Origin of the sequence: uncultured Lamprocystis sp., from assembly GCF_903933125.1 — a bacterium.
GTDB lineage: Bacteria > Pseudomonadota > Gammaproteobacteria > Chromatiales > Chromatiaceae > Thiodictyon.
On the sequence record NZ_CAIZIZ010000342.1, the window covers coordinates 1 to 22017 of the forward strand.

Consider the following 22017-nt stretch of genomic DNA (forward strand, 5'->3'; position numbering starts at 1 on the left):
ATCATGAATCCTGAATTTTTTCATCCACAATATTTGCGCTGCAATTCGAGCGGAAACACGACTCGCATAAATACACGAAGGGTGAATCCTAGCTAGATTTCGGCAGACGAACTACCCCATAACTCGTCGCCTTTTTAGGATTGGATCAGGATTTTTTCAGAGTGTCAAGCGCTTGCGCGCAGTTCCTCGCTGCACCGTTCGTGCGATATGAGGCAAGATTGCCTCATATCCCACGAATGGATCGAAGGTACACCGCATAAACCGGGGGATGCCCGCGTGGTTCTCACAAGAGAATAGCAGAAAATACAATCGCATGAAGTGCCTTTCTCGACGAATGCTCAGGGTGTTTAGAGGCACCGGCAGGGAGGCCGCGCTCAGACTCGCACCGTTTACGTGTTATGAGGCGATCTTGCCTCATAACGCCCGAACCGGTCCGCGTAAACCGACCGGTGCTGCTGTAGCAAAGTTAATAAAAAGATTAACGACAGGGGGCCGCGCTCGGCCTGGCGTCGTTCAGGCGCGCATCGATCATCGTTCCGACCAGAGCCTTGGCCTGCCCGATCCAAGGCTGAAGCCTTGGACTCCAACCGGCCAGCATGACCAAGCGTGGGGCTTTGACGCGGCTGGAAGCCGCTGCTACGGCCGATCCGACGATTATGGTCAGCCGTCGGGTGCGTTCCCACTGGGCGGAACGGGCTTGCCTTTTCTGCGTGGGCTGTCTATTTTTACAGTTATGGATGTCACCACGACGCAGATTTACACCCATGTGTTGCAGCGCGGCGGCTCGGCGGTGCAGAGCCCGGTGGATGCGCTGCTGGGGGTCGGGGTGCGACACGCGGCAGCGTAGGGCGGAACGCCAAAGGGAGGCGCCAGACCGGCGGGTACACCAACGGCTTGTCGCGGATTTGAGGCCTTGGTCATGTTGGTCGTCTCGCGATCGGAGCGGTTGTCGGTCCGCGCAGCGGACCCTACGGGCTGGAGATCTGCCACGCCGTAACAGGACTGTTCCCGGTGGAAGGGGTGTCCCGCCGCGATGCGGTGCCGCGGACACCTTTAACGCCGCGGCGACGGGTTCGGGCCGTCGCGGCGGGACGCCGCTCCCACAGGGTCGCTGCGCGACTTTCAAGGTCAACTGAGTTTTGGGAAACGATCTGCAGATTTGAAGGGACGACTGAAGTCGCCCCTACAGGGGGACCCTACAGGCACCCCCTACGGGTGGATGTTTATAGCGTTCGCACCTGACATCCAAACAGGCCTTCGTGTAGGGTCGGGTTTCAAACCCGCACCCACGGCCTTAAGCGTCGACCTCCGGTCGCGTCGCCCCGGTCCCCGGAGGTTGAACTCGCGTGGTACGAAGCTCTTCGCCTGAAGTGTCGGTCATCACACGGTCAGATACTGCCTGACCAGATCGTCACCCAAGTCGGCGATGCCCCCGTCGGCGACCAGTCGGCCTCGATCGAGGATCACGAAACGATCGGCCACCCGGCGGGCAAAAGGCAGCTTTTGTTCGACCAGAATGACGGTAAGTCCGAATTCGCCGATCAGACGGCGAATGATGTCGCCGATTTCATGCACGATATTGGGCTGAATGCCCTCGGTCGGTTCGTCCAGGATCAGCAGTTTGGGGTCGATCACCAGGGCGCGGCCGATGGCAAGCTGCTGCTGTTGACCGCCGGAGAGGTCGCCCCCGCGGCGGCCGAGCATCTGTTTCAGGACCGGGAAGAGTTCGTAGATATAGTCCGGCACCTGACGCAGACCGTCACGCCGCGCCGGTAGACCGATGCGCAAATTCTCCTCGACCGTGAGCAAGGGGAAGATCTGCCGGCCCTGGGGGACAAAGCCCAGTCCCAACTCGGCCCGCCGCTCGGCCGGCAGTCGGGCCAAGTCCTGCCCCAGATAGTCCATGACCCCCGAGCGCAGCGGCAACAAGCCCATGATGCATTGCATCAGGGTGGTCTTACCGACCCCGTTGCGCCCCATCACACAGGTGCATTGGCCGGCCGGGATCGCGATATCCAGATCCCAGAGGGTATGGCTCTGACCATAGAACTGATTCAATCCGCTGATCGTCAACATGAGGGTGCGGCCTCGGCGCCCGGCCAATAGGCCGTCAGGATTTGCTCGATGGTCCAGGGACAGATACCCGAAAAGTGCTCATAATCGAACGGTGTCTCAGCGACCGCCAGGTCCAGCGCATCCGGGTAAGCTTCGGCGATCAGCAGATCGGCTTGCCCCCGCAGGCTCGGATTCTCGTTCAGGAGCTTGGCGACTGCACGGCGCTGGGTGTTGATGGTCGCCCGCCAGGACTTGCGATAGGGATAGTCGGGCTGGTATTGCCATTTCAGCAGGTGCCCCAGCAACACGGCCAACCGACTCACCAGCGCCCGCCGCTCCTGTTTGCCCAAATCTTCGATCTCCTCTGCCAGATGGGCGATATCAAGCTGGGCGAATCGGCCCATGCGCAGCAACTGCCCCTGCTCGCGCGACCAGGCAACCAGATCTTGATCGTACTCGGCGCTCACGCATCACTCCCCAAGATAGACTTCCACCACCCGCGGGTCATGCTGGACCTCGTCCATCGACCCCTCCGCCAACACCGACCCCTGATGCAGCACGGTCACCCGTTTGGCGATCGAGCGCACGAAGTCCATATCATGCTCCACCACGACCACCGAGTGCTTGCCCTCCAGGGACAGCAGTAACTCGGCCGTCCGATCCATTTCCTGGTGAGTCATCCCCGCCACCGGCTCATCCACCAGCAGCAGCAGCGGATCCTGCATCAGCAGCATGCCGATCTCCAACCACTGCTTCTGGCCGTGGGAGAGTGCCCCGGCCGGGCGCCAGGCGTGATCCCGCAGCCCGATGATCCCCAGCACCTCGTCGATCCGGTCGCGCTGCGCACCGGAGAGCCGGGCCGTCAAGGTCGGCCAGACCCGCTTGTCGCCGGCCATCGCCAACTCCAGGTTCTCATAGACCTGATGCTGCTCGAAGACCGTAGGTTTCTGAAATTTGCGCCCGATCCCGGCCTGCGCGATGCGCGGCTCATCCAGTTCCAGCAGATTGATGCTCTGACCGAAGAAGACATAGCCCGCGTCCGGCCTGGTCTTGCCGGTAATGACGTCCATCATGGTGGTTTTGCCCGCGCCATTGGGTCCGATCACACACCGCAGTTCGCCGACATCAACATAGAATGACAGGTCGTTCAGCGCACGGAACCCGTCGAAGCTCACCGTCACCCCTTCCACATAGAGCAGGGTCGTATGCGAGATATCCAGGGTCTCGGCCAGGGTCTTGCCGGGGTTAAGATATTGCCAGCGTTCAACTTGCCCGCCCATCAGCCGGCCCTCCGCGCGGGTAGCCAGCCCGCGATCCCGCGGGGCAGCAGCAGTGTGACCAGCACGAAGAGTGCGCCCAGGGCGAACAGCCAAGCTTCCGGGAACATGGCCGTGAAGGTGCTCTTGCCGTAATTGACCATCAGGGCACCGACCACGGCGCCGTAGAGGGTCGCGCGGCCGCCGACGGCCACCCAGATCACCAGCTCAATGGAGTTGAGCGGCGAGAACTCACCCGGATTGATGATCCCCACCTGCGGCACATAGAGCGCCCCGGCCACCCCCGCCAGCATGGCCGAGAAGGCGAAGATCGCCACCTTGACCCGTTCCACCCGATAGCCGATGAACCGCGTACGCGACTCGGCGTCGCGAATCGCCACCGCCACCCGTCCCAGGCGGGAGGTGACAATCATCCGACAGGCCAGATAGCCGAGTGCAAGCGCTGCCGCGGACGCGATGAAGAGCCCGGCGCGGGTGCCGTCGCTTTGCAGGTCGAACCCCAGTAGCTCCTTGAAATCGGTCAGCCCATTGTTCCCGCCGAATCCCATCTCATTGCGAAAGAAGGCGAGCATCAGGGCATAGGTCAGCGCCTGGGTGATAATGGAGAGATAGACACCGGTCACCCGTGAGCGAAACGCGAGATAGCCGAAAACATAGGCCAATACGCCGGGGACCAGAATCGCCATCAGCGCGGCAAACCAGAACATGTCGAAACCGTTCCAGAACCAGGGCAGTTCTTTCCAGTTTAAAAAGACCATGAAGTCGGGCAGGAGCGGATCGCCATAGACCCCGCGATCACCAATCTGACGCATCAGATACATGCCCATGGCATAGCCGCCCAGTGCAAAAAAGGCGCCATGCCCCAGGCTGAGGATTCCCAGATAACCCCAAACCAGGTCGACCGCCACGGCGAGCAACGCATAAGTCAGATACTTGCCCAGCAGCGTGACCGTGTAGGTTGAAACGTGCCAGAAGCTCGTCTCCGGCACCGCCAGATTCAGCACCGGGACCACCAGCGTCACGACCAGCAGCACGGCCAGCATGACCTGGCCGCCGGTATCGCCTTTGAGTGCCTTAACTATGCCCATGCGGGTGTGTCCGAGTCGTTGGAGAAAGAAAACCGGACCTTGATCGTCATCCCGGCCAGCGGCGTGCGTAGTCGGGCTTCCAGCCCTGACGGTGTCAGGCCAGGATGGCCTGACGACGCACCCGGCGAGCCCAAGTGGCCGGAATCTTGATCGAGGCCGAAAACCGGTTACACGGTAGAGGGTTGATCTTGCTGTTCATCGCCTCATCCATCCGCCGCCCGGCCGCGCTGCGGAAAGAGCCCGCGCGGACGTTTCTGGATGAACAGGATGATGAATACCAGCACCAGAATCTTGGCCAGCACCGCGCCCGCCCAGGGTTCCATGAATTTGTTGGCGACGCCCAGTGTCATCCCGCCGATCAGGGTGCCCCAGAGGTTCCCGACCCCGCCGAACACTACCACCATGAAGGAGTCGATGATGTAAGCCTGGCCCATGTTGGGTCCGACATTGGTGAGTTGAGACAGCGCGACCCCGGCGACCCCGGCGATGCCGGCGCCAAGACCGAAGGTCAGTGCATCCACCCGCGCGGAGCGCACCCCCATGGCGCGTGCCATCGCCCGATTCTGGGACACCGCCCGGACCTGCAGCCCCAGCGCGGTGCGCTTGAGAATCAGCAGGAGGGCGACGAAGACCAGCAAGGCGAACGCCAGGATATAGAGCCGGTTGTAGGTCAGGGCCAGCGCCGGGTTGATGTGCAGCGAGCCGCTCATCCAGGACGGATTCTCGACCGCCACGTTTTGCGCCGAGATGACGGTCCGCACCAGTTGTTGCAGGATCAGGCTGATCCCGAAGGTCGCCAGCAGGGTCTCCAGTGGCCGGCCATAGAGGAAGCGGATGACCGTCCGCTCGATGGCGATGCCAAAGAGTCCGGACACGATGAACGCCGCCGGTATCGCCACGAACAGCGAGTAATCGACCCATCCCGGCAGCGCCTGCTGTACCAGATAGGTGGTATAGGCCCCGAGCATCATTAATTCGCCGTGAGCCATGTTGATCACCCCCATGACCCCGAAGGTGATGGCGAGCCCGATGGCGGCGAGCACCAGGACCGAACCCAGGCTCAACCCGAAGAACAAGGTCTCAGCCCGCGCATTCCAGGTCAGACGGGAATCGATCGCGGTCAACGCCCGCTCGGCGGCGGCTTTCACATCCGCGTTGGTTTCATTAGCGATGAGTGTCGTCAGGCCGTTGCGTGCCTCCGGGTGGAGACTGCCCTCCAGGGTTGAGACGGCCGCCAGCCGCGCCTCGGGCGTCCCGACGCGCAGGTCCGCTACCGCCACCGCCAGCACCAGGGTCGTACGCACCGCGGCGTCCTGTTCCTGTTCCAGGCGGACGCGCAGCGCCGCGACGGACTCGGGGCTCGGGTCACGCATCAGATCCTTAGCCGCGCGACTGCGCACCGCCGGGTCCGGGCTGCTCAGCGTCAGGGTCGCGATGCCGCCGCGCAGGGCGGTGCGCAGCGCGTTATTCAGCGGAATCTTCTTGACCGCCTCCCACTCGACCTCGCCCAGATCAGCCCTGGTAAGCGGGTCTCTGAGGGACCAGCCGGTCCCGGTGCGCCGCGCCACGACCAGCGGCGGGTCGGCGCCCTCGCGCGTGTAGAGGTCCCCCGCGAGCAGGGCCTGCAGGATCGGGAAGGCCCGGCTGTCGCCGGTCGCGGCGATCGCCTGCACGGCCTGCTGCTTGACCGCGAAGGCGCGGTCCGCCAGTCCCGGCAGGGCCTCCTCCAACGTGCCCGCCGCCGCTGTTCCCCACCAGGTCATCCCGGCCAGGATCAGAGAGAAGAAAGCGCCCGCGAGGCCTCGGCCGCGGTGGTGTGACGCAGTGATACGCATGGTTCAACCCACAGCCTGCGGACGACCGGCAACCACCAATCTGCGTTCAGGTGCGTTCATGTGCGGACACTCTGCTTGCGTGAACCCTGCTTGATTCGAAATCCCGCGGCGCTCACCGGACGGCGATGACCGCGGGTTGATGGTCCCCGCCCCAGGCCGCGAACCGCGACACGGGACGGAGCCTGGCCATTACTTGGCCGCGGAGCCCAAGCAGGTCTTGGTCTTGATATTGTAGTTACCGCAGTTGATCGGCGCGGTCCAATCGCCTTCCAGGTCCTTGGAGCCCGGCAGAAAGTCGGACCAGGCATCGCCTGGGACCGTGCCCTCGGTCTGCCAGACCACGGCGAATTGACCGTCATCCTGGATCTCACCGATCAGCACGGGCTTGGTGATATGGTGATTGGGCAGCATCTTGGCGATGCCGCCGGTGAGATTCGGTGTCTCCAGGCCGACGATGGCCTTTACCACCTTGTCGGTCGCGGTGCTGCCGGCCTTCTCGACGGCCTTCACCCAGAGGTCAAACCCGATCTTGTGGGCCTCCATCGGGTCATTGGTGACGCGTTTCGGGTCCTTGATGAAGGCGTGCCACTGCTTGATGAACGCGGCGTTCTCCGGCGTGTCGACGCTCATGAAATAGTTCCAGGCGGCCAGGTGCCCGACCAGCGGCTTGGTGTCGATCCCGGAGAGTTCCTCCTCACCCACCGAGAAGGCGACCACCGGGATATCTTCGGCAGAGACGCCCTGGTTGCCCAGTTCTTTGTAGAACGGAACGTTGGCATCGCCGTTGATGGTTGAGACCACGGCGGTCTTCTTGCCGGCGCCGCCAAACTTCTTGATGTCGGCGACGATCGACTGCCAGTCGGAGTGACCGAACGGCGTGTAGTTGATCATGATGTCCTCGGCTGCCACGCCCTTCTGCTTCAGGTAGGCTTCAAGGATCTTATTGGTGGTGCGCGGGTAGACATAGTCGGTACCCGCCAGGACCCAGCGCTTGACGCCCAAGTCATTCATCAGATAGTCCACCGCCGGAATCGCCTGCTGGTTGGGCGCGGCGCCGGTGTAGAAGACATTCTTCGAAGACTCCTCGCCTTCGTACTGCACCGGGTAGAACAGCAACCCGTTGAGTTCCTCGAAGACCGGCAGGACCGATTTACGCGACACCGAGGTCCAGCATCCGAAAACCGCCGCCACCTTGTCCTTCGCGATCAGCTCACGCGCCTTCTCCGCGAACAAGGGCCAGTTGGACGCCGGATCGACCACCACCGCCTCCAGTTTCTTGCCGAGCAGGCCGCCTTTTTTGTTCTGCTCCTCGACCAACATCAGCACCGTATCCTTGAGCGTGGTCTCGCTGATCGCCATGGTTCCGGACAACGAGTGGAGGACCCCCACCTTGATAGTGTCGTCGGCGGCCGCCGCTGAGAGGACCGCAGACAATCCCAAAGCCAGGCCCGAGCCGAGTACCAACCGCTTGATCAAGTCGCGCTTCCGCATAAGAGTTGACTCCGACGAGTAAGTGTTGAAGGTTCGCGGCGTACGGATGCCGCCGGGAAAACTGCAGCAATCCTTAGGCCATCACGCGGATCCGACACCAGTCAGGATTTCGCACGCGCAGCGAAGCGCTGACGGCTGATCGCTGATCGCTCGCCGCAGGACGCACGCACCATCGCGGCGCACATCTCCGAGACCTTTGCCCGGATACGATCCAATTCGGGGCAGAAACACGCTTTCCGCGGGCACCACCTGCGAACACACTGGCGCCCGTCCGCAGGTTCAGCTATCTTCGGTATGCTTCACCACAACATGAACGAGGAGACATCAAATGAAAAAAACCCTGATCGCAATCGCCACCTCCGGGCTGCTGTTCGCCGGCCTCGCTGCGGCGGCCGACATGGCCACCCCGGACGAGGCCAAGGCCATGTCCCAGCAGGCTCAGGCGGCCGTCAACACGATGGGCAAGGACAAGGCCTTTGCCGCCTTCTCCGCCGACGGCGACTTCAAAAAGAAAGATCTCTATGTCTTCTGCATGGACATGGATGGCGTCATGCTCTCCCACGCCACCAAACCGGAACTGGTCGGCAAGAACCTGCTCGACTTCAAGAAGTACGGGGATGAACTGTTCAAGAACATGATCGCCACCGTCAAGGCCTCCAAGGAAGGCTGGGTGGACTACAAGTGGCCCTATCCGGGCACTGAGGAGATCCGCGCCAAGACGAGCTATGTGATGGCCAACAAGGAAGGCTTCTTCTGCGGGGTCGGCGCTTACAAGTAAGGAATCCGCGAGCACGGCGCAGGGAAGCGCCTCCCGTCGCGAGCGGCCGGCAGCCAGGTTAAGACCGCGTTGCGTCCTTAAAATGCGCTGATCAGCCGTCAAATTGGTGTATCCGCACGAGCCCCGGGGTGCCTCGCCCCGAAAGCAGTGTCATCCGCATAGCCGTCGGACGTGATTACCGGACGTAGGGGCGGGTTTCAAACCCGTCCCTACACCAAGAGTCTGTCCGGATATCAGGTACGAAGGCTATAACGCGGGAAGCGGCACAACAGCGGCGTTCAAGTGCGGAGCCGGGAAGCGGTCAACCCTCAAAACACGACGCGCAAACGAAGCACCGGTTTGTTGACCAAGGATCCGCGGTGATCGCCGCACTAAAAACGCGCACACCGGAATATGACGCGGCTCGAATGGCCGGCGCACGACCCACGAAAGCGCCGATACGCCAGCCAATTTACACACGAAAAGTGATCGCGTCCGCAAAACTTGTTGTGTAAGGCGCCCCTAACCGCCCTCCGCGAACCCCGCGGGAGCTTCCCCATCGACCGCGACCGGCGACGTTTCGACCCGGTAAACGGCCTGTCCCTCCGCCGCTTTCAGGATGGTATCCCGCCCGCGCACGTCGGTATTGCGATAGCGCTCGACCAGTTCGCGCTCATCCTTGGACAGGGGATCCGTGTCTTCCAGACACATCAGATAGATCGGCGTCACAGTGCCCAAGGCCAGCGCCAGCTCCTGGGCCTCTTCAAGCCCCATCCGGCGGATTCCCTGCTCATAGTTGCTGATCCGTGACTTGGACAGCGAGCCGGTACGGCTCGACAACTCAGAGAGGCTCAAGCCCTGCGCTTGGCGTGCAGCACGGAGGCGTTGGCCGATTTTTTTCGTTAGGTCCATGGATACAGGTTAGACAACTCGTAGTGGTGACTCACGACCACGCCGTGAGGCCCCGCAACGTCGATCGGACAACCCGCCACGCTTTGGCATCGCTGCTGTCCTTCGCGCCCAGCGTTCGCCGGTGTCCGACCTGTGATGACAGGTGCAGTGGAAAAGGATAAACAAGCAGGTTGCTCATGTGGTACACGATTATTACAAATGAAGGGGAACGGAACCGCTGCCTGGGACAGGCATTCACGGTGGCATTGTGTACATTTCTGCGAAGGATTTCAGATGACCCTGACGAATGGGCAGACGAACGGCTGTTACTCGTCACGGACCCGTAACACAGCACACAATTGGTCTTATCGCTCCACCTAGCTCCTCAATCGTGGGATCATCGCCGCGGGATTCCAGACCCAGGGGGCAGGCCTCGCGGGCGGACTCGAGTAAACCATGATTCAGAACCCGATCGTCTTTACCTTTTTCCTGGTTTTCACCGGCGCCGCGGTCCTGGCCACCGCCGCGCTGGCGGCCCGGCAGTCGCTCCTGGTCGCCTATATCGGGCTCGGTATTCTCTTCGGACCCTGGGGTCTCGGCCTGGTCGCCGATGCCCGCCTGGTCTCGGAATCCGCTCAGGTCGGCATCATGTTCTTGCTGTTCCTCCTCGGACTCGACCTGACCCCTCAGGATCTGGCGCGCAGCCTGCGCCGCACCACCCTGGTGACCTTGGGCAGCGCGCTGCTGCTGCTCATCATCGGCGGCACCATCGGCCTGCTGGCCGGTTTCACGCCGCTGGAGTCGCTGATCCTCGGTGGTGCTCTCGGCTTCTCCAGCACCATCATCGGTCTGAAGCTGCTGCCGACCACCGTACTGCATCATCAGCGCATGGGCGAGGTGATCATCAGCATCCTCCTGCTGCAGGACCTGCTCGCCATCGCCCTGCTGTTGCTGCTCCAGGGTGCCGGGGCGGGCGCCACCCCCTGGATCAAAATCGCCCTGCTCATGCTGACCCTACCGGGGTTGGCCATTTTCGCCGGACTCACCGCACGCTACGTCCTGATCCCACTGATCCGCCGCTATGACACCTTCCGCGAGTACATTTTTCTGATCGCGATCGGCTGGTGTCTGGGGATGGCCCAACTGGGCGGCGTGCTGGGTCTCTCCCATGAGATCGGGGCCTTCATCGCCGGGGTGGCGATGGCCTCCAGTCCCATCGCGCTCTATATTGCCGAGAGCCTGCGTCCGTTACGGGATTTCTTCCTGGTGCTCTTCTTCTTCGGCGTGGGGGTCCAGTTCAACCTGGCGATGGCCCCCGACGTGCTGGTGCCGGCCCTGTTCCTCGCGACGGCCGCGCTTCTGCTCAAACCGGCCATCTTTCGCCTGCTGCTGGTCCGTACCGGCGAACCCTCGGCCCGCGCCTGGGAGATCGGCTTCAGACTCGGCCAGATGAGCGAGTTCTCACTGCTCATCGCCGCGCTGGCGCTGACCACCGGCAGCCTGAGCGCGCGGGCGGCCTACACCCTGCAGTTGGCCACCATCCTGACCTTCCTGGTCTCGTCCTATCTGGTGGTCCTGCGCTTTCCGACCCCCATCGGCATCTCGGACGCGCTGCGCCGGGATTGAGCGCCAGGCAAGCGAGCCTGGCCAAGCATGCCTAGCCAAGCATCGCGTCATCCCACTCGGCCTCACCGACGGTGCGCTGCTGCGGCTCCACCACGTGATCGGCAAAGGCCTTGTCGAGAATCTTCACGAAGCACTTGGTCTGCGGTGAGAGGAACTTGCCGCGGCGCTGCACGATGCCGTAACTGCGCTTGGGGAAATACTGATCCAGCGGCATCCGGGCGAGCCGTTCGTCCCCGGTCAGACAAACGTCGGTGACGATCGAGATCCCCTGCCCCAGCGCGACATATTTCTTGATGACCTCCCAGCCGCCAGCCTCCAGGGTGACACGGTAGGCGAGATTGTGCTGCTTGAAAACCAGGTCGACCATGCGCCAGGTACTCAGATGCCGGGGCGGCAGAATCAGCCCGAAGGGCGCGATGTCCTCCAGCGTCACCTTCTCCAGCTTGGCCAGGGGGTGATCCAGCGGCGTAATCAGGGTCGGCCGGTAGGTGACGAAGGGACGGTAGTTGATGTCGTCCGGAACCTCCAGCATCGAGCCCACCGCCAAATCCGCCGCATCCGAGCGCAACATGGCGAGCCCGTCACGCCCGGTCACATTGTGGAGCTTCAGTTCGATCCCTGGGTATTGCGCGACGAAGGTCCGCACCGGTTCCGGGAGGATATAGAGGATGGTCGACTCGCCGGCGGCGATATTCAGCACACCCTGATCGACCCGCCCGCACTGGATGGCGAAGGCGTCGTGCAGCCGATCCATGCCCTCCACCAGCGGTTCCGCCATCTGGAAGAGGAGCTGACCCTCGGGCGTGAGGCGAATCTTGGGTCCGCGCCGCTCGAAGAGCACGGTATCGAACTCGCGCTCCAGCGCCTGTATCTGGAGCGAAACGGTCGGCTGGCTGAGAAATATCTTGTCGGCCGCGGCGCTGACGCTGCCGGTGCGCGCCGCATGACAAAATGCCCGCAGTTGCTTTAAGCGGTTTTGCTTATAGTGGATCTGCGATCCGGAGCCCATGGTTCATCCTATTTTTTCCTGTAGTGGTGAACCTGATACTAACCCATGCTGTCCATTGAGAAAAGCAATACGCTAGGTTTCATCGAGCTGGTTGAGGATATTGCGTGCCACCAGCCGCTGCGAGTCATCGCCCTCTTCCAGCACCTGATAAAGAATCTGACGAGCAGCCAATGGGTTATCGAGTTCGCGCAGCTGGTTGGCCCGGTTGATCTTGTCCTCGACCGGATCGATCGGGACCCGCGGCGGCGCGGTTCGGGCCGCCTGGGCATCCTCCAGGTCCAACTCGGCCTCCATCTCTTCGTCGGTGAGCGGACCCCAGCGCGCAGGGTCATCCAGATCGCCCGGCTCCAGCTCGCGGCCGACCTCCAGGCCGGCACCGGAGCCGCCCGCCGGAGCGGCCGGAGGCGCCGCGGTACCGGCCCGACCCCCGCCCCCGCCGGGCGGCACCGGCGGGACCAAAGCCGCCTCCGCCGCCTCGCGCGCCGCCCGCTCACGCACCAGAATGCGGGAGGCGAAGACCCCCAATTCAAACAGCAGCCACATCGGCACGGCCAGCAGGGTCTGCGAGAAGACATCCGGCGGGGTCAGGAGCATGCCGATCACGAAGGCCCCGACAATCACATAAGGACGTTTCTCCGCCAGGGCATCGGGGGTGGTCAGACCGGTGACAACCAGCAGGATGGTCGCGATCGGGACCTCGAAAGCGATGCCGAAGGCAAAGAACAGGGCGAGTACGAAATCCAGATAGGCCGAGATGTCGGTCATCATCGACACCCCTTCCGGAGTGGTCGCGGCCATGAACCCGAAGATCAGCGGAAACACCAGGAAATAGGCAAAGACCATCCCGAGATAAAAGAGCACGACGCTGGAGGCCAGCAGCGGCACCGCCAGGCGTTTCTCATGGCGGTACAGTCCGGGCGCGATGAACGCCCACAACTGATAGAGCAGATAGGGCATGGCGAGAAACACCGCCGCCACCAGCGCCAATTTGAAGGGCGTCAGAAAGGGCGAGATCACCTGGGTGGCGATCATCGTGCTGCCCGCCGGCAACTGGGCGATGAGCGGGGCCGCCACGTAGGTATAGATGTCGTTGGCGAAGGGAAAGGTCACCAGCAAAGCGATGCCGACGCCGATCAGCATGCGGATCAGCCGATCACGCAACTCGATCAGGTGGGAGATGAAGGGCTGTTCGGCGCCTGGTTCATCGGGCTCAATGGACGGGGCCATAAGGGGTCTCGGGGCGAATCTTTAGGCCCGGCCCGGCCGGCCCGCAAGACCGTCGGGCGGGCAGACTGAGCGGATGAGCCGGTCGGCCGGCGCCCGTGGGCGCTGCCTCATCCAGCCGCCTGATCCGCATTGGGCTTGGCGGTCTCGACCGCACCCGCCGACACCGGGGCCGGTGTTGGCGTGACGTCGGCGGGCCTGGACCGGGCCGCCGGCCGCGGTTCCTCGATCAGCGTCTCAAGCGGATTCCTGCGCGCCTGCTTATTGAGGATATCCTGCAGCTCCTGGGCTTTGAACTCGCGATCGATCTCCTCCTTGACGGAGGACAGGGTCCGGCGCGCCCGGCCGACCCAGAGCCCGGCCATGCGCGCCGCCTTGGGCAGACGCTCCGGCCCGATCACCACCAGGGCGACCACGCCAACCAGGACCAGCTCCCAGAAGCCGATATCGAACATGATGCGGCTCTAAACGCGACTGTTCAGGACTTGGACCGGTCGGTCGGGTGCGCCGCGGCGCCGGACGCCGGCGTCGCCGCCCGCGTCGAATCGGTGTCGACCGTCCGCCGCGCCGGGTTCTGATCGAGTTGCTTCGGCTCGGCCTCATCCTCCTTGTCATTGCCCCCCATCGCGCTGCGGAAACTCTTGATCGCGTTACCCAGATCCCCGCCGATGCCCTTCAGACGCTTGGTCCCGAAAATCAGGAGGACGATCACCAGGATGATCAGGAGTTGCCAGATGCTGATACCGCCGAGTCCCATGTTCCTCTCCGCACTGCCGCCGATGCGGCAGCGACATTGATGTGATGGACCGCGCCGCGGGCGCAGGCCCTGATGTGTTCTCCAGCCGGGCGGATCGAAAAACCCGCCGCGGCCAAGCTGTCATCTTAACCCAATCGGTCGTCAATCGTCAGTCCGTGCCACTCCGTGCGCGACTGGCTTTCTCATCAATGCCGGACAATCCGAAGCGCCGCTCCAGTTCAGCCAGCACCAGTTCCGGCCGCAGGCCCTGCTGCGCCAGCAGCACCATGCAGTGGAACCACAGGTCCGCCACCTCGTAGACGATCTGCTCCGCCACCCCGTCCTTGGCCGCCATCACCGTCTCGGTCGCCTCCTCACCGATCTTCTTCAGGATCGCATCCGTCCCCTTGGCGTACAGCTTGGCGACATAGGAAGAGTCCGGGTCCGCCTGCTTGCGGGCCTCCAGGATATCGGCGAGGCGGGCGAGGATATCGGACATGACGGGGGCGCTACCGGCGGGAACTGACTGCTGACCAGGGCGAAGTCTAACCGCATCCGCGTTTGGGTGCGAGATGGCGGGCGATGGCGGGTGTGATCTGAAGGGATCTGGTCTGTTTGCCGGGCCTTTCGGTAGGATGGACAGAGCGAGCGCGATGCCCGTCCTCGCGCCTCTGCGATCACGTCACTTTAGCAAGTCCACCGCGGCGAGCGCTCTCACATGCAGTTGAATGACCCCACCCTTCTACGCGACCAGACTCTGATCGACGGTCGCTGGACACAGGCCGACGATAACGGCACCTTCCCGGTAACCGACCCCGCCACCGGCATGACCATCGGCCGGGTCCCCGCCATGGGCGCCGCCGAGACCCGGCGCGCCATCGCGGCCGCGGACCGCGCCTGGCCGGCTTGGCGGGCGCTGACTGCCGCCGAGCGCGCGGCGATCCTGCGTCGGTGGCATGACCTGATGCTCGGCTCCCAGGACGATCTGGCGCAGATCATGACCACCGAGCAGGGCAAGCCGCTCGCGGAAGCCCGCGGGGAGATCGCCTATGCAGCATCTTACTTCGCGTGGTTCGCCGAAGAGGGTCGGCGGGTTTACGGTGAGTTGATCCCGCCCCATCAGCCGGACCGGCGGCTCCTGGTCATGAAACAGCCCATCGGGGTCTGCGCGGCCATCACGCCCTGGAACTTCCCGGCGGCAATGATCGCGCGCAAGGCCGCCGCGGCGCTCGCCGCCGGCTGCACCCTGGTAGTCAAACCAGCGGAGGACACCCCGCTCTCGGCCCTGGCGCTGGCGGTGCTCGGCGAGCGCGCGGGGCTGCCGGCCGGAGTGTTCAATCTGGTCACCGGGGCGCCCGCGGCCATCGGCGCCGAACTGACCGCCAATCCCACCGTCCGTAAGCTGAGCTTCACCGGCTCCACCGCGGTCGGGCGGCTGCTCATGCGCCAATGCGCCGAGACGGTCAAGCGCTTGTCGTTGGAACTGGGCGGCAACGCCCCCTTCATCGTCTTCGACGATGCGGACCTGGAGCGCGCGGTGGCCGGCGCCATCGAATCCAAATACCGCAACAGCGGTCAGACCTGCGTCTGTGCCAACCGGCTGCTGGTACAGTCCGGAATCCACGACGCCTTCGCCGCGCGCCTCGCCGAACAGGTCGCGGGGCTCCAGGTCGGCGCCGGGGTCGAACCCGGCGTGGTCCAGGGACCGCTGATCAACGCGGCAGCACTCGCCAAGGTGGAGGCGCAGATCGCGGATGCCGTCGCCGGCGGTGCGCGGATACTGACCGGCGGTCACCGCCACGCCCTGGGCGGGACCTTCTTCCAGCCGACCGTGATGGTGGGGATGCAGCCGGGAATGCGGGCGGCCCGCGAAGAGACCTTTGGCCCGCTGGCGCCAATCTTTCGTTTTGACACCGAGGCCGAAGCCATCGCGCTGGCCAACGCGACCGAATTCGGCCTGGCCGCCTATTTTTATACACGCGACCTGGGGCGCGCCTTCCGCGTCGCGGAGGCCCTGGAGTACGGGATGGTGGGACTCAATACCGGGCTCATTTCGACCGCGGTCGCGCCCTTTGGCGGGATCAAACAGTCAGGGTTTGGCCGGGAGGGGGGACGGCAGGGCATTGACGAGTATTTGGTGGCGAAATATGTCTGTGTGGGGCTGTAATGCGGGCGGGCCGGTGGACGACGGTGAGCAGTCGGTCCTGACGGGGTGTGGGTGTTCCCCGCGCCCGTGAGGATGAACTGGACAACGACGACGAGTCCTGGAGGATTCCAGCGGGTGCTCAGGAGCAGCCGCAGGTGTTTCGTTGGCAGAGGTCCGCTGACGAGTAGACAGCCGACACTGACCATCCCCCCAGCGCTACGTATGCGAAGAGTAAGCCGGGGCCTCGCCACCGTTTGGCAGGCGTTTGTTTTCTGTGGTAGTCATACCGGATTCGGCGTTCCGCCGCAGGCCGCATCGGTCTGCTGGGTCCTTGCCGCCAAACCGAGCCCAGCCCTCATCTCTCCCGGACGCTCCACCACCGGCAAACCCGCCTTGGTGAGTCCGTCGGCAAAGATGGCCGCCAGGCCCTCGTAGGGGAACCAGAAGGCCAGGATCTCGTGCATCTCCTCGCCCGCCTCCGGCCAAAGCGCGAACATGTGGTCCAGCGCGCCCCGGGCCTCCGCTTCGTGGCCGAGGTGGCCGTGGATTACCGCGAGGTTGACCTGGAACGGGAAGAAGTCGAGTCGCGCAAATCGGCCGATCACCCCCAGGGCCTCTCGATGGCGGCAGAGGCGCAGGTGATGCAGCGAGAACACCAGGTGGTACCAGGGGGGATGAAAGGGATTGAGGTCCATCGCCTCCTGCACCAGGGACAGGCCTCGGTCCCATTGGCCGGCGAGGGCCAGGTGCATCCCGATGACGGCGAGGTTGTCAGGACTGTGGGGCGCCAGGGCCAGGGCCTGATCCGCCGCCGCCATGAAGCGGGACCTGTCCTTGCGATAGAACAGGATCATGGCGAGGATGTAGTGCGCCATGACGCCGCGTGGGTCCAGCGCCACCGCCCTGTGGGCCAGGTCCAGGCACTTCTCGATCAGGGCGGGGCGCGGGAGGGTCCGGTTGAAGCCGAACAGGGCCTCGCCCAGGGTGACGTTGGCGAGCACGGCCCAGGCATCGGCATAGCCGGGTTCTTCCCGGACCGCCCGCTCCAGTTCCTCGCGGGCCCGCAGGTGGGTCTCGGGCGTGAAACGCTCCTCGTATTCGTGGTAGCGAAACACCGCGAGATAGGTACCCAGCAGCGCGGCGGGCTGGCGCTTGAGCGAGCGGTAGACGACACCGTGGGGATCGAGCACCCGGGCGGCGGTCTTGCGCGCCACCTGCTCCTGGATCTCGAACAGGCTGGCCGAGGACAGGGCATGGGCGAAGGTCTCGCTCCAGACCACCGAGTCGCTCTCCGTCTCCACCAGGGTGAAGCCCACGCGGATCTGATCGGAGTCCCGACGTAGGCTGCCGCGCAGCCGATAGGCGATAGCCGATAGGCAATAGGCGATACCCTGGGCCTGGGGCACCGCCCCGAGCCCAAAGTCATCCTCCGGGGCGGCGGGTGAGCGCACCACAATCAGGTTGTCGCCAAAGCGGCTGAGGCTGGAGACCAACTCCTCGGTCAGGCCGGCGGCCAGGTAGTCCTGGTCGGGCGGGCCGCCCAGCAGCACCAGCCGCTCCACGGTCAGGAGGATGCGGGCGGGACCCGTGCCGACTGCGGGCCCAGGGGCCCGGGCCTCAGCGAACTCCGGCACATAGCTGCCCTTGGTCAGCAGGAACCGGACGGGGTCCTCCCGACCCTCCCCCGCGTAGTAGGCATCGAGCAGGCCGCGCAGGCGGATAGCGTTGACGCGCACGATGGAATCCGCGCCGGGATCGAACCCGGGCGAGCGGTCGAAGACCTCGACGCCGATGCTATACGCCTTGACCCGGCTGGCCTGGCCGGTGAGTTTGGCCTCGACGACGAATCTCAGGAAGCGCCCCATCTTGGGGCTTGCGGCGAACGCCTGGCTGGCCAAGACCCGCCCGAGGCAGGACTGGACCAGGCCCGGGTCCATGTCGGGATGCCGGTCGCGTGTCATGCCTGTCCTCTACCCATGTCCCCAAGCTCCGTGCAGTATCTTAAAACCATAGTCAGCACAGGGCCTTGGCTCATGTAACAGCAGTTAACTGTTAAGTCCTGGCGCCCGTCCGTCCGCCTGGGCATAGTCGCCGCCCAGGCTGTCCGGGCCGGCCTCGACCGGGCCGCCCATAGGGCCGCCGAGGCTGCTTGCGGTCCTCGGCCTGTCCGAAGCCACGCCAATCATACCCCTGCCTCAGGCCCCCGCCACCCGCGGGCCTAACCGTATTCCCGGAGAACCTCCATGCGAGCCTTGACCCTTAGCCTCCTGATCGGCCTGGCCTGCGCCACCCCGACCCTGGCCGCAGCGGACATCCGCGAGGAGCGGGTCCACTTCAAGGCCGGGACCTCGCAGGCGACCCTCAAGGGGCACCTGCGCGGCGACAGCGACGTGGATTACCTGCTTGGGGCCAAGGCCGGCCAGCGTATGAGCGTCGAGCTGCACTCGGACAACCCCCAGAACTACTTCAACGTCCTGCCCCCGGGCGACGACGAGGCGCTCTTCGTCGGCAGCAGTTCGGGTAACCGCTTCGCGGGGACCCTTCCGGACAGCGGCGACTACCGCGTCCGTGTCTATCTGATGCGCCCCGCCGCCCGCCGCGGCGAGCAGGCCCATTACAGCCTCAAGGTCCATATCGGCGGCGCCCAAGCCAGCCAATCCCACAGCCAGCCGCAAGACCACAACCCGGACTACGCGGACGGTCTGGCCGGCGGCCCGGACTTCTGGGAGGTGGCGGGGGTGACCGCCGGCGACACCCTCAACCTGCGCGCCGGCCCATCGGCCCAGGAGCGCGTGCTCGGTGAGCTTGGCAACGGCTCCATACTGCGCAACCTCGGCTGCAAGATGACCGACGGCCAGCGCTGGTGCCGCGTGGCGCGGCCTGAGGATACCAGATCCGAGGGCTGGGTCGCCGGGCGCTACCTGCGCGAGTCGTCCTATCAGCCCTAGCTGAGTCCCCAGACCCAGGACGAATTCCAGGCCGCCGCCCATCGAGGCGCTCTTCTCCATGTCACGCAACCGTAAATCGATCAGGAAGTTACAGATGCATGCGATCAAGTCCACCCTCATCCTCGCCGCCGTCCTGGGCCTTGCCTCCGGATGCACCGAGCGCCAGGACGTCCGCGAATCCCCGGCCGGGGGTTACACCGGTTCGTCCGATTCCGGCACCGGCGCGGCCGAGCGGGCCTGCGTCGCGGCGGTGGCCAAGCGGGTGGGCGTGAGTCCGAGCCGCCTCTCGGTGCTGGACGTCAAGGGGGCTCAGGCCGGTATCGGGGTCACGGTGAAGGTCCCCGGCGCCACCGCGCCTTATAGCTGTCTGTCCGACAAACAGGGCAATGTGCAGGGCGTCGCCTTTACGGGTGACGAGGGGCGGCTCTAAGACCCCGGCACAAACCTCAGGGTCCGCGGTGCCCTCAGTCCGGCCACTTTTCGCCATACCTAATTCGATCACATTGGAGTAGAACACCCATGATCCCGACCAGACTCGCCCCTGCCGCCATCGGCACCCTGCTGACCCTGGCTCTGGCCACCCCCGGGGCCGCTCTGGCCTACGGCGACAAAGACGCCATCCGCGACTGCGAGAGTCGCATCCGCAGCGAATACCATGTGAGCGACCTGCGCGACGCCAGTTCCGAGAAGCTCGGCGACGCTGAGCACCACTACAAGGTCCATGGCCTGGCCAAGGTGGACGGGGACAAGCACCCTTGGACCTGCGAGGTCAAGAACCGTCATGTGACCAGCGCCGAATACTCGGGTCCCAAGCCCAAGGGCATGGGAACGGCGGAGAAGCTGGCCATCGGTGCCGGCGCCGCGATTGCCGCCGGGGTCGCCGTCAATGCCATGAGCAAGGCGGGGAAAGGCAGCGATACCACCCAGGGCCATTCCGGCTCCGACGCGCACTCCATCAACGATATGTCCAACGGCCAGTTCGAGGTGGTCTGGCCCAACCGGCACTGCATCGCCACCTTCAACCAAAGGGCGGAGGCCATGGGCTACAGCTCCGGCTGCAATGACGACCTGATTTCCCGCTCCCAGGATATCGCCCGGCACCACACCGGCAGCGGGTACAAGCAGGCCAGCCACTCCCAGGGGACCAGCAAAGAGTACAAGCGCGGCTATAACGACGCCCTCAAGGGCCATGCCTTCGACCAGAACCGCCACCCCCAGGACTACAAGGACGGTTACCGCGCCGGCGAGGAAGCGCGTTAGAGTGAGCCACGACCTCAATCACCAATATGAAACGCCTGTCCCATGCCTGCTGCATCCTTCTGGCCGCCACAAGCGCCGTGGCCGCACAGCCGAGCTTCGACTGCGGCAAGGCCCCGGCCGGCGTCGAGGCCATACTGTGCCAAGACGAGCAGCTTGCGAGCCTGGACCGTGAGCTTGATCGGCTCTACCGGTTGGCGCGGGATGGACGCTACGCCACGGCGGATCGACGCGACGAACTGAAGGCGACCCATAGCCGCTGGCTCGAGCGGCGCGGCGCCTGCGGGGAGGGCCCGGGCCAGCGCTGGTGCCTGCGGGACCTGTACGCCAACCGTATCGCCGAGTTGCGGGTCTATTACGCGGACGCCCGCAGTGAGGATGCCTTGGGGATCAGCCGCGGACCCCTGGTGCTCGCCTGCCAGGGCTTCGACTCCCTGATCGGCCTGACCTTCGTTGGCCAGAGCCAGGACTTGGCCCTGATCGAGTGGCGCAATGCCTACTCCTATGTCCTCGGACGGGAACGCGGGGGCCCGGGCATTACCTATACGGGTGGCTCCGGGGACGAGTACGCCGCCCTGTGGGTCAATGGCGATGACGCCCAGCTCCTGCTCGCCGACCGACCTGCCATGGACTGCAAGATCGAACCGCCGGGTTGAGGGCGGGAGGGTCCGCGCCCTGGACCCGAACCGCCCGGTCCACCCCGTGCAACGACCACCTGTATTCGACCAACGACGTTCCCCGACCTGGAGCCCTGACATGCGCTTGACCGCCATCCCCATGCTGTTCGCCGCCCTGGCGGTGAGCCTCCCCGCTGTCGCGGCGAAGCCGAGCTTCAACTGCGCCAAGGCGACCCACGAGGCCGAGCAAATGGTCTGCAAGGACCCCGAGCTGGCGCAGCTCGACCGCAACCTCGCCGAGATCTATTCCGGGCTACTCAAGCGCAAGACCGGTGCGGAGCGCAAGCAACTCAAGGCCGGGCAGAACAGTTGGGTCAAGACCCGCAACGAGTGCTGGAAGGCCAAGGACCCCCATGCCTGCGTCCAGCGGGAGTATCAGACCCGCATCGATCAACTCTACAACTGGCGCTAGGCCGGGCCTCGGGGCCTGCTGCGCACAACCCTACACACCTACCTCAACCCACTCGACCCAGGAGTCCCCATGGACATCACCAGTCTCTTGATCTTCCTCGCCATCGGCGCCGTCGCCGGCTGGCTGGCCGGCGTCCTGATGAGCGGCGGAGGCTTCGGCCTCCTCGGCGACATCGTGGTCGGCATCATCGGCGCCGTGGTCGGCGGCGTCCTGTTCGGGGCGCTCGGCATCTCCGCCGGCGGCCTGGTCGGGGCCATCGTCACCGCCACCGTGGGTGCCGTGGTCCTGATCTTTATCCTGCGCCTGGTCAAGCGGGCCTAGACCCCCGTCCCACCGGAGCCCGCCATGAACCTGCTCAAGGGAAATAGGGGACGTACCACGATATCTGTCGATGCCAATTCCGGGGACAGTTTACTCAATTCGGTATCTGTAACCAGCGGGGAGATAAGTAAACTGTCCCCGGAACTCGAATAGTCCCCGGAACTCGAATAAGACGCTATCAAGAACCAAGCCCCGTAGGAGCCCGCTTGCGGGCGACGTGACCTGCCGGAATCGCGTCATTGTGCCCCCACCCGTCGCCCGCAAGCG

23 protein-coding genes are annotated in these 22017 nt (G+C 64.4%); 10 read left to right on the forward strand and 13 right to left on the reverse strand.

The window, feature by feature from the left end; translation table 11 throughout:
- Positions 1-697 precede the first annotated feature (697 nt).
- Positions 698-847, forward strand: a complete 150-nt coding sequence (locus QZY03_RS17725) for a hypothetical protein (RefSeq protein ID WP_295583386.1) — start codon at positions 698-700, stop codon at positions 845-847.
- A gap of 533 nt (positions 848-1380) precedes the next feature.
- Here the strand turns inward: QZY03_RS17725 and urtE are convergent.
- From urtE to urtA, 6 genes are all read right to left on the reverse strand, one after another.
- Positions 1381-2076 carry an urea ABC transporter ATP-binding subunit UrtE gene (gene urtE / locus QZY03_RS17730; RefSeq protein ID WP_295583388.1) on the reverse strand — a complete coding sequence of 232 codons (696 nt, stop codon included), beginning with the start codon at positions 2074-2076 and terminating at the stop codon, positions 1381-1383.
- Positions 2070-2522, reverse strand: a complete 453-nt coding sequence (locus QZY03_RS17735) for a DUF29 domain-containing protein (protein WP_295583390.1) — start codon at positions 2520-2522, stop codon at positions 2070-2072. Before QZY03_RS17735 ends, urtE begins: the two co-directional genes overlap by 7 nt.
- Positions 2523-2525: 3 nt before the next feature.
- Positions 2526-3335, reverse strand: coding sequence for an urea ABC transporter ATP-binding protein UrtD (gene urtD, locus QZY03_RS17740; RefSeq protein WP_020508279.1), 810 nt, complete (start codon positions 3333-3335; stop codon positions 2526-2528).
- The gene (gene urtC / locus QZY03_RS17745) at positions 3335-4420 is read right to left on the reverse strand and encodes an urea ABC transporter permease subunit UrtC (RefSeq protein ID WP_295583394.1); all 1086 of its coding nucleotides are present in this window, start codon (positions 4418-4420) and stop codon (positions 3335-3337) included. Before urtC ends, urtD begins: the two co-directional genes overlap by 1 nt.
- A 203-nt stretch (positions 4421-4623) precedes the next feature.
- Positions 4624-6255, reverse strand: a complete 1632-nt coding sequence (gene urtB / locus QZY03_RS17750) for an urea ABC transporter permease subunit UrtB (RefSeq protein WP_295583396.1) — start codon at positions 6253-6255, stop codon at positions 4624-4626.
- 189 nt (positions 6256-6444) lie between these two features.
- Positions 6445-7746, reverse strand: a complete 1302-nt coding sequence (gene urtA / locus QZY03_RS17755; RefSeq protein WP_295583398.1) for an urea ABC transporter substrate-binding protein — start codon at positions 7744-7746, stop codon at positions 6445-6447.
- Between the two features lie 328 nt (positions 7747-8074).
- On the opposite strand from urtA, the gene QZY03_RS17760 reads away from it, so the two are divergent.
- Positions 8075-8524, forward strand: coding sequence for a cache domain-containing protein (locus QZY03_RS17760; protein ID WP_295583400.1), 450 nt, complete (start codon positions 8075-8077; stop codon positions 8522-8524).
- A 501-nt stretch (positions 8525-9025) separates the two neighbouring features.
- Here QZY03_RS17760 and QZY03_RS17765 read toward each other — a convergent pair.
- On the reverse strand, positions 9026-9415 hold the full coding sequence (locus QZY03_RS17765) for a helix-turn-helix transcriptional regulator (protein ID WP_295583403.1): 390 nt from the start codon (positions 9413-9415) through the stop codon (positions 9026-9028).
- 435 nt (positions 9416-9850) lie between these two features.
- On the opposite strand from QZY03_RS17765, the gene QZY03_RS17770 reads away from it, so the two are divergent.
- Complete coding sequence (locus tag QZY03_RS17770) at positions 9851-11020, forward strand: cation:proton antiporter (RefSeq protein ID WP_295583405.1); 1170 nt, start codon at positions 9851-9853, stop codon at positions 11018-11020.
- A gap of 31 nt (positions 11021-11051) precedes the next feature.
- Here QZY03_RS17770 and QZY03_RS17775 read toward each other — a convergent pair whose 3' ends face one another.
- The 5 genes from QZY03_RS17775 to QZY03_RS17795 all read right to left on the reverse strand — a co-directional run bounded on the left by QZY03_RS17775 (position 11052) and on the right by QZY03_RS17795 (position 14488).
- Entirely contained in the window at positions 11052-12029 is a 978-nt protein-coding gene (locus QZY03_RS17775; RefSeq protein ID WP_295583407.1) for a LysR family transcriptional regulator, read from the reverse strand.
- 72 nt (positions 12030-12101) lie between these two features.
- Positions 12102-13256, reverse strand: a complete 1155-nt coding sequence (tatC, locus tag QZY03_RS17780; protein ID WP_295583409.1) for a twin-arginine translocase subunit TatC — start codon at positions 13254-13256, stop codon at positions 12102-12104.
- Between the two features lie 107 nt (positions 13257-13363).
- Complete coding sequence (gene tatB, locus QZY03_RS17785) at positions 13364-13708, reverse strand: Sec-independent protein translocase protein TatB (RefSeq protein ID WP_295583411.1); 345 nt, start codon at positions 13706-13708, stop codon at positions 13364-13366.
- 23 nt (positions 13709-13731) lie between these two features.
- On the reverse strand, positions 13732-14010 hold the full coding sequence (tatA, locus tag QZY03_RS17790) for a twin-arginine translocase TatA/TatE family subunit (protein WP_295583413.1): 279 nt from the start codon (positions 14008-14010) through the stop codon (positions 13732-13734).
- 148 nt (positions 14011-14158) lie between these two features.
- Positions 14159-14488, reverse strand: a complete 330-nt coding sequence (locus QZY03_RS17795; RefSeq protein WP_295583415.1) for a phosphoribosyl-ATP diphosphatase — start codon at positions 14486-14488, stop codon at positions 14159-14161.
- 219 nt (positions 14489-14707) lie between these two features.
- On the opposite strand from QZY03_RS17795, the gene QZY03_RS17800 reads away from it, so the two are divergent.
- Positions 14708-16156: an NAD-dependent succinate-semialdehyde dehydrogenase gene (locus tag QZY03_RS17800; RefSeq protein ID WP_295583417.1), complete on the forward strand. Its 1449-nt coding sequence runs from the start codon at positions 14708-14710 to the stop codon at positions 16154-16156.
- A gap of 260 nt (positions 16157-16416) precedes the next feature.
- Here QZY03_RS17800 and QZY03_RS17805 read toward each other — a convergent pair whose 3' ends face one another.
- Complete coding sequence (locus QZY03_RS17805) at positions 16417-18096, reverse strand: hypothetical protein (RefSeq protein WP_295583419.1); 1680 nt, start codon at positions 18094-18096, stop codon at positions 16417-16419.
- A 282-nt stretch (positions 18097-18378) separates the two neighbouring features.
- On the opposite strand from QZY03_RS17805, the gene QZY03_RS17810 reads away from it, so the two are divergent.
- From QZY03_RS17810 to QZY03_RS17835, 6 genes are all read left to right on the forward strand, one after another.
- Entirely contained in the window at positions 18379-19083 is a 705-nt protein-coding gene (locus tag QZY03_RS17810) for an SH3 domain-containing protein (RefSeq protein WP_295583421.1), read from the forward strand.
- 94 nt (positions 19084-19177) lie between these two features.
- Positions 19178-19513: a hypothetical protein gene (locus tag QZY03_RS17815; RefSeq protein WP_295583423.1), complete on the forward strand. Its 336-nt coding sequence runs from the start codon at positions 19178-19180 to the stop codon at positions 19511-19513.
- 89 nt (positions 19514-19602) lie between these two features.
- A complete protein-coding gene (locus QZY03_RS17820) occupies positions 19603-20343 on the forward strand; it encodes a hypothetical protein (RefSeq protein WP_295583425.1) in 741 nt (246 codons plus the stop codon).
- 26 nt (positions 20344-20369) lie between these two features.
- Positions 20370-20996: a lysozyme inhibitor LprI family protein gene (locus tag QZY03_RS17825; RefSeq protein ID WP_295583427.1), complete on the forward strand. Its 627-nt coding sequence runs from the start codon at positions 20370-20372 to the stop codon at positions 20994-20996.
- A 100-nt stretch (positions 20997-21096) separates the two neighbouring features.
- Positions 21097-21429: a lysozyme inhibitor LprI family protein gene (locus tag QZY03_RS17830; protein WP_295583429.1), complete on the forward strand. Its 333-nt coding sequence runs from the start codon at positions 21097-21099 to the stop codon at positions 21427-21429.
- 69 nt (positions 21430-21498) lie between these two features.
- Positions 21499-21750: a GlsB/YeaQ/YmgE family stress response membrane protein gene (locus tag QZY03_RS17835; RefSeq protein WP_295583431.1), complete on the forward strand. Its 252-nt coding sequence runs from the start codon at positions 21499-21501 to the stop codon at positions 21748-21750.
- Positions 21751-22017: the final 267 nt, after the last annotated feature.

Excerpts from the sequence above, each read along its gene's own strand:
- urtE (WP_295583388.1), bottom strand. The coding sequence starts at position 2,076 with ATGTTGACGATCAGCGGATTGAATCAGTTCTATGGTCAGAGCCATACC.
- urtD (WP_020508279.1), bottom strand. The coding sequence starts at position 3,335 with ATGGGCGGGCAAGTTGAACGCTGGCAATATCTTAACCCCGGCAAGACC.
- urtC (WP_295583394.1), bottom strand. The coding sequence starts at position 4,420 with ATGGGCATAGTTAAGGCACTCAAAGGCGATACCGGCGGCCAGGTCATG.
- urtB (WP_295583396.1), bottom strand. The coding sequence starts at position 6,255 with ATGCGTATCACTGCGTCACACCACCGCGGCCGAGGCCTCGCGGGCGCT.
- urtA (WP_295583398.1), bottom strand. The coding sequence starts at position 7,746 with ATGCGGAAGCGCGACTTGATCAAGCGGTTGGTACTCGGCTCGGGCCTG.
- QZY03_RS17760 (WP_295583400.1), top strand. The coding sequence starts at position 8,075 with ATGAAAAAAACCCTGATCGCAATCGCCACCTCCGGGCTGCTGTTCGCC.
- QZY03_RS17765 (WP_295583403.1), bottom strand. The coding sequence starts at position 9,415 with ATGGACCTAACGAAAAAAATCGGCCAACGCCTCCGTGCTGCACGCCAA.
- QZY03_RS17770 (WP_295583405.1), top strand. The coding sequence starts at position 9,851 with ATGATTCAGAACCCGATCGTCTTTACCTTTTTCCTGGTTTTCACCGGC.
- QZY03_RS17775 (WP_295583407.1), bottom strand. The coding sequence starts at position 12,029 with ATGGGCTCCGGATCGCAGATCCACTATAAGCAAAACCGCTTAAAGCAA.
- tatC (WP_295583409.1), bottom strand. The coding sequence starts at position 13,256 with ATGGCCCCGTCCATTGAGCCCGATGAACCAGGCGCCGAACAGCCCTTC.
- tatB (WP_295583411.1), bottom strand. The coding sequence starts at position 13,708 with ATGTTCGATATCGGCTTCTGGGAGCTGGTCCTGGTTGGCGTGGTCGCC.
- tatA (WP_295583413.1), bottom strand. The coding sequence starts at position 14,010 with ATGGGACTCGGCGGTATCAGCATCTGGCAACTCCTGATCATCCTGGTG.
- QZY03_RS17795 (WP_295583415.1), bottom strand. The coding sequence starts at position 14,488 with ATGTCCGATATCCTCGCCCGCCTCGCCGATATCCTGGAGGCCCGCAAG.
- QZY03_RS17800 (WP_295583417.1), top strand. The coding sequence starts at position 14,708 with ATGCAGTTGAATGACCCCACCCTTCTACGCGACCAGACTCTGATCGAC.
- QZY03_RS17805 (WP_295583419.1), bottom strand. The coding sequence starts at position 18,096 with ATGACACGCGACCGGCATCCCGACATGGACCCGGGCCTGGTCCAGTCC.
- QZY03_RS17810 (WP_295583421.1), top strand. The coding sequence starts at position 18,379 with ATGCGAGCCTTGACCCTTAGCCTCCTGATCGGCCTGGCCTGCGCCACC.
- QZY03_RS17815 (WP_295583423.1), top strand. The coding sequence starts at position 19,178 with ATGCATGCGATCAAGTCCACCCTCATCCTCGCCGCCGTCCTGGGCCTT.
- QZY03_RS17820 (WP_295583425.1), top strand. The coding sequence starts at position 19,603 with ATGATCCCGACCAGACTCGCCCCTGCCGCCATCGGCACCCTGCTGACC.
- QZY03_RS17825 (WP_295583427.1), top strand. The coding sequence starts at position 20,370 with ATGAAACGCCTGTCCCATGCCTGCTGCATCCTTCTGGCCGCCACAAGC.
- QZY03_RS17830 (WP_295583429.1), top strand. The coding sequence starts at position 21,097 with ATGCGCTTGACCGCCATCCCCATGCTGTTCGCCGCCCTGGCGGTGAGC.
- QZY03_RS17835 (WP_295583431.1), top strand. The coding sequence starts at position 21,499 with ATGGACATCACCAGTCTCTTGATCTTCCTCGCCATCGGCGCCGTCGCC.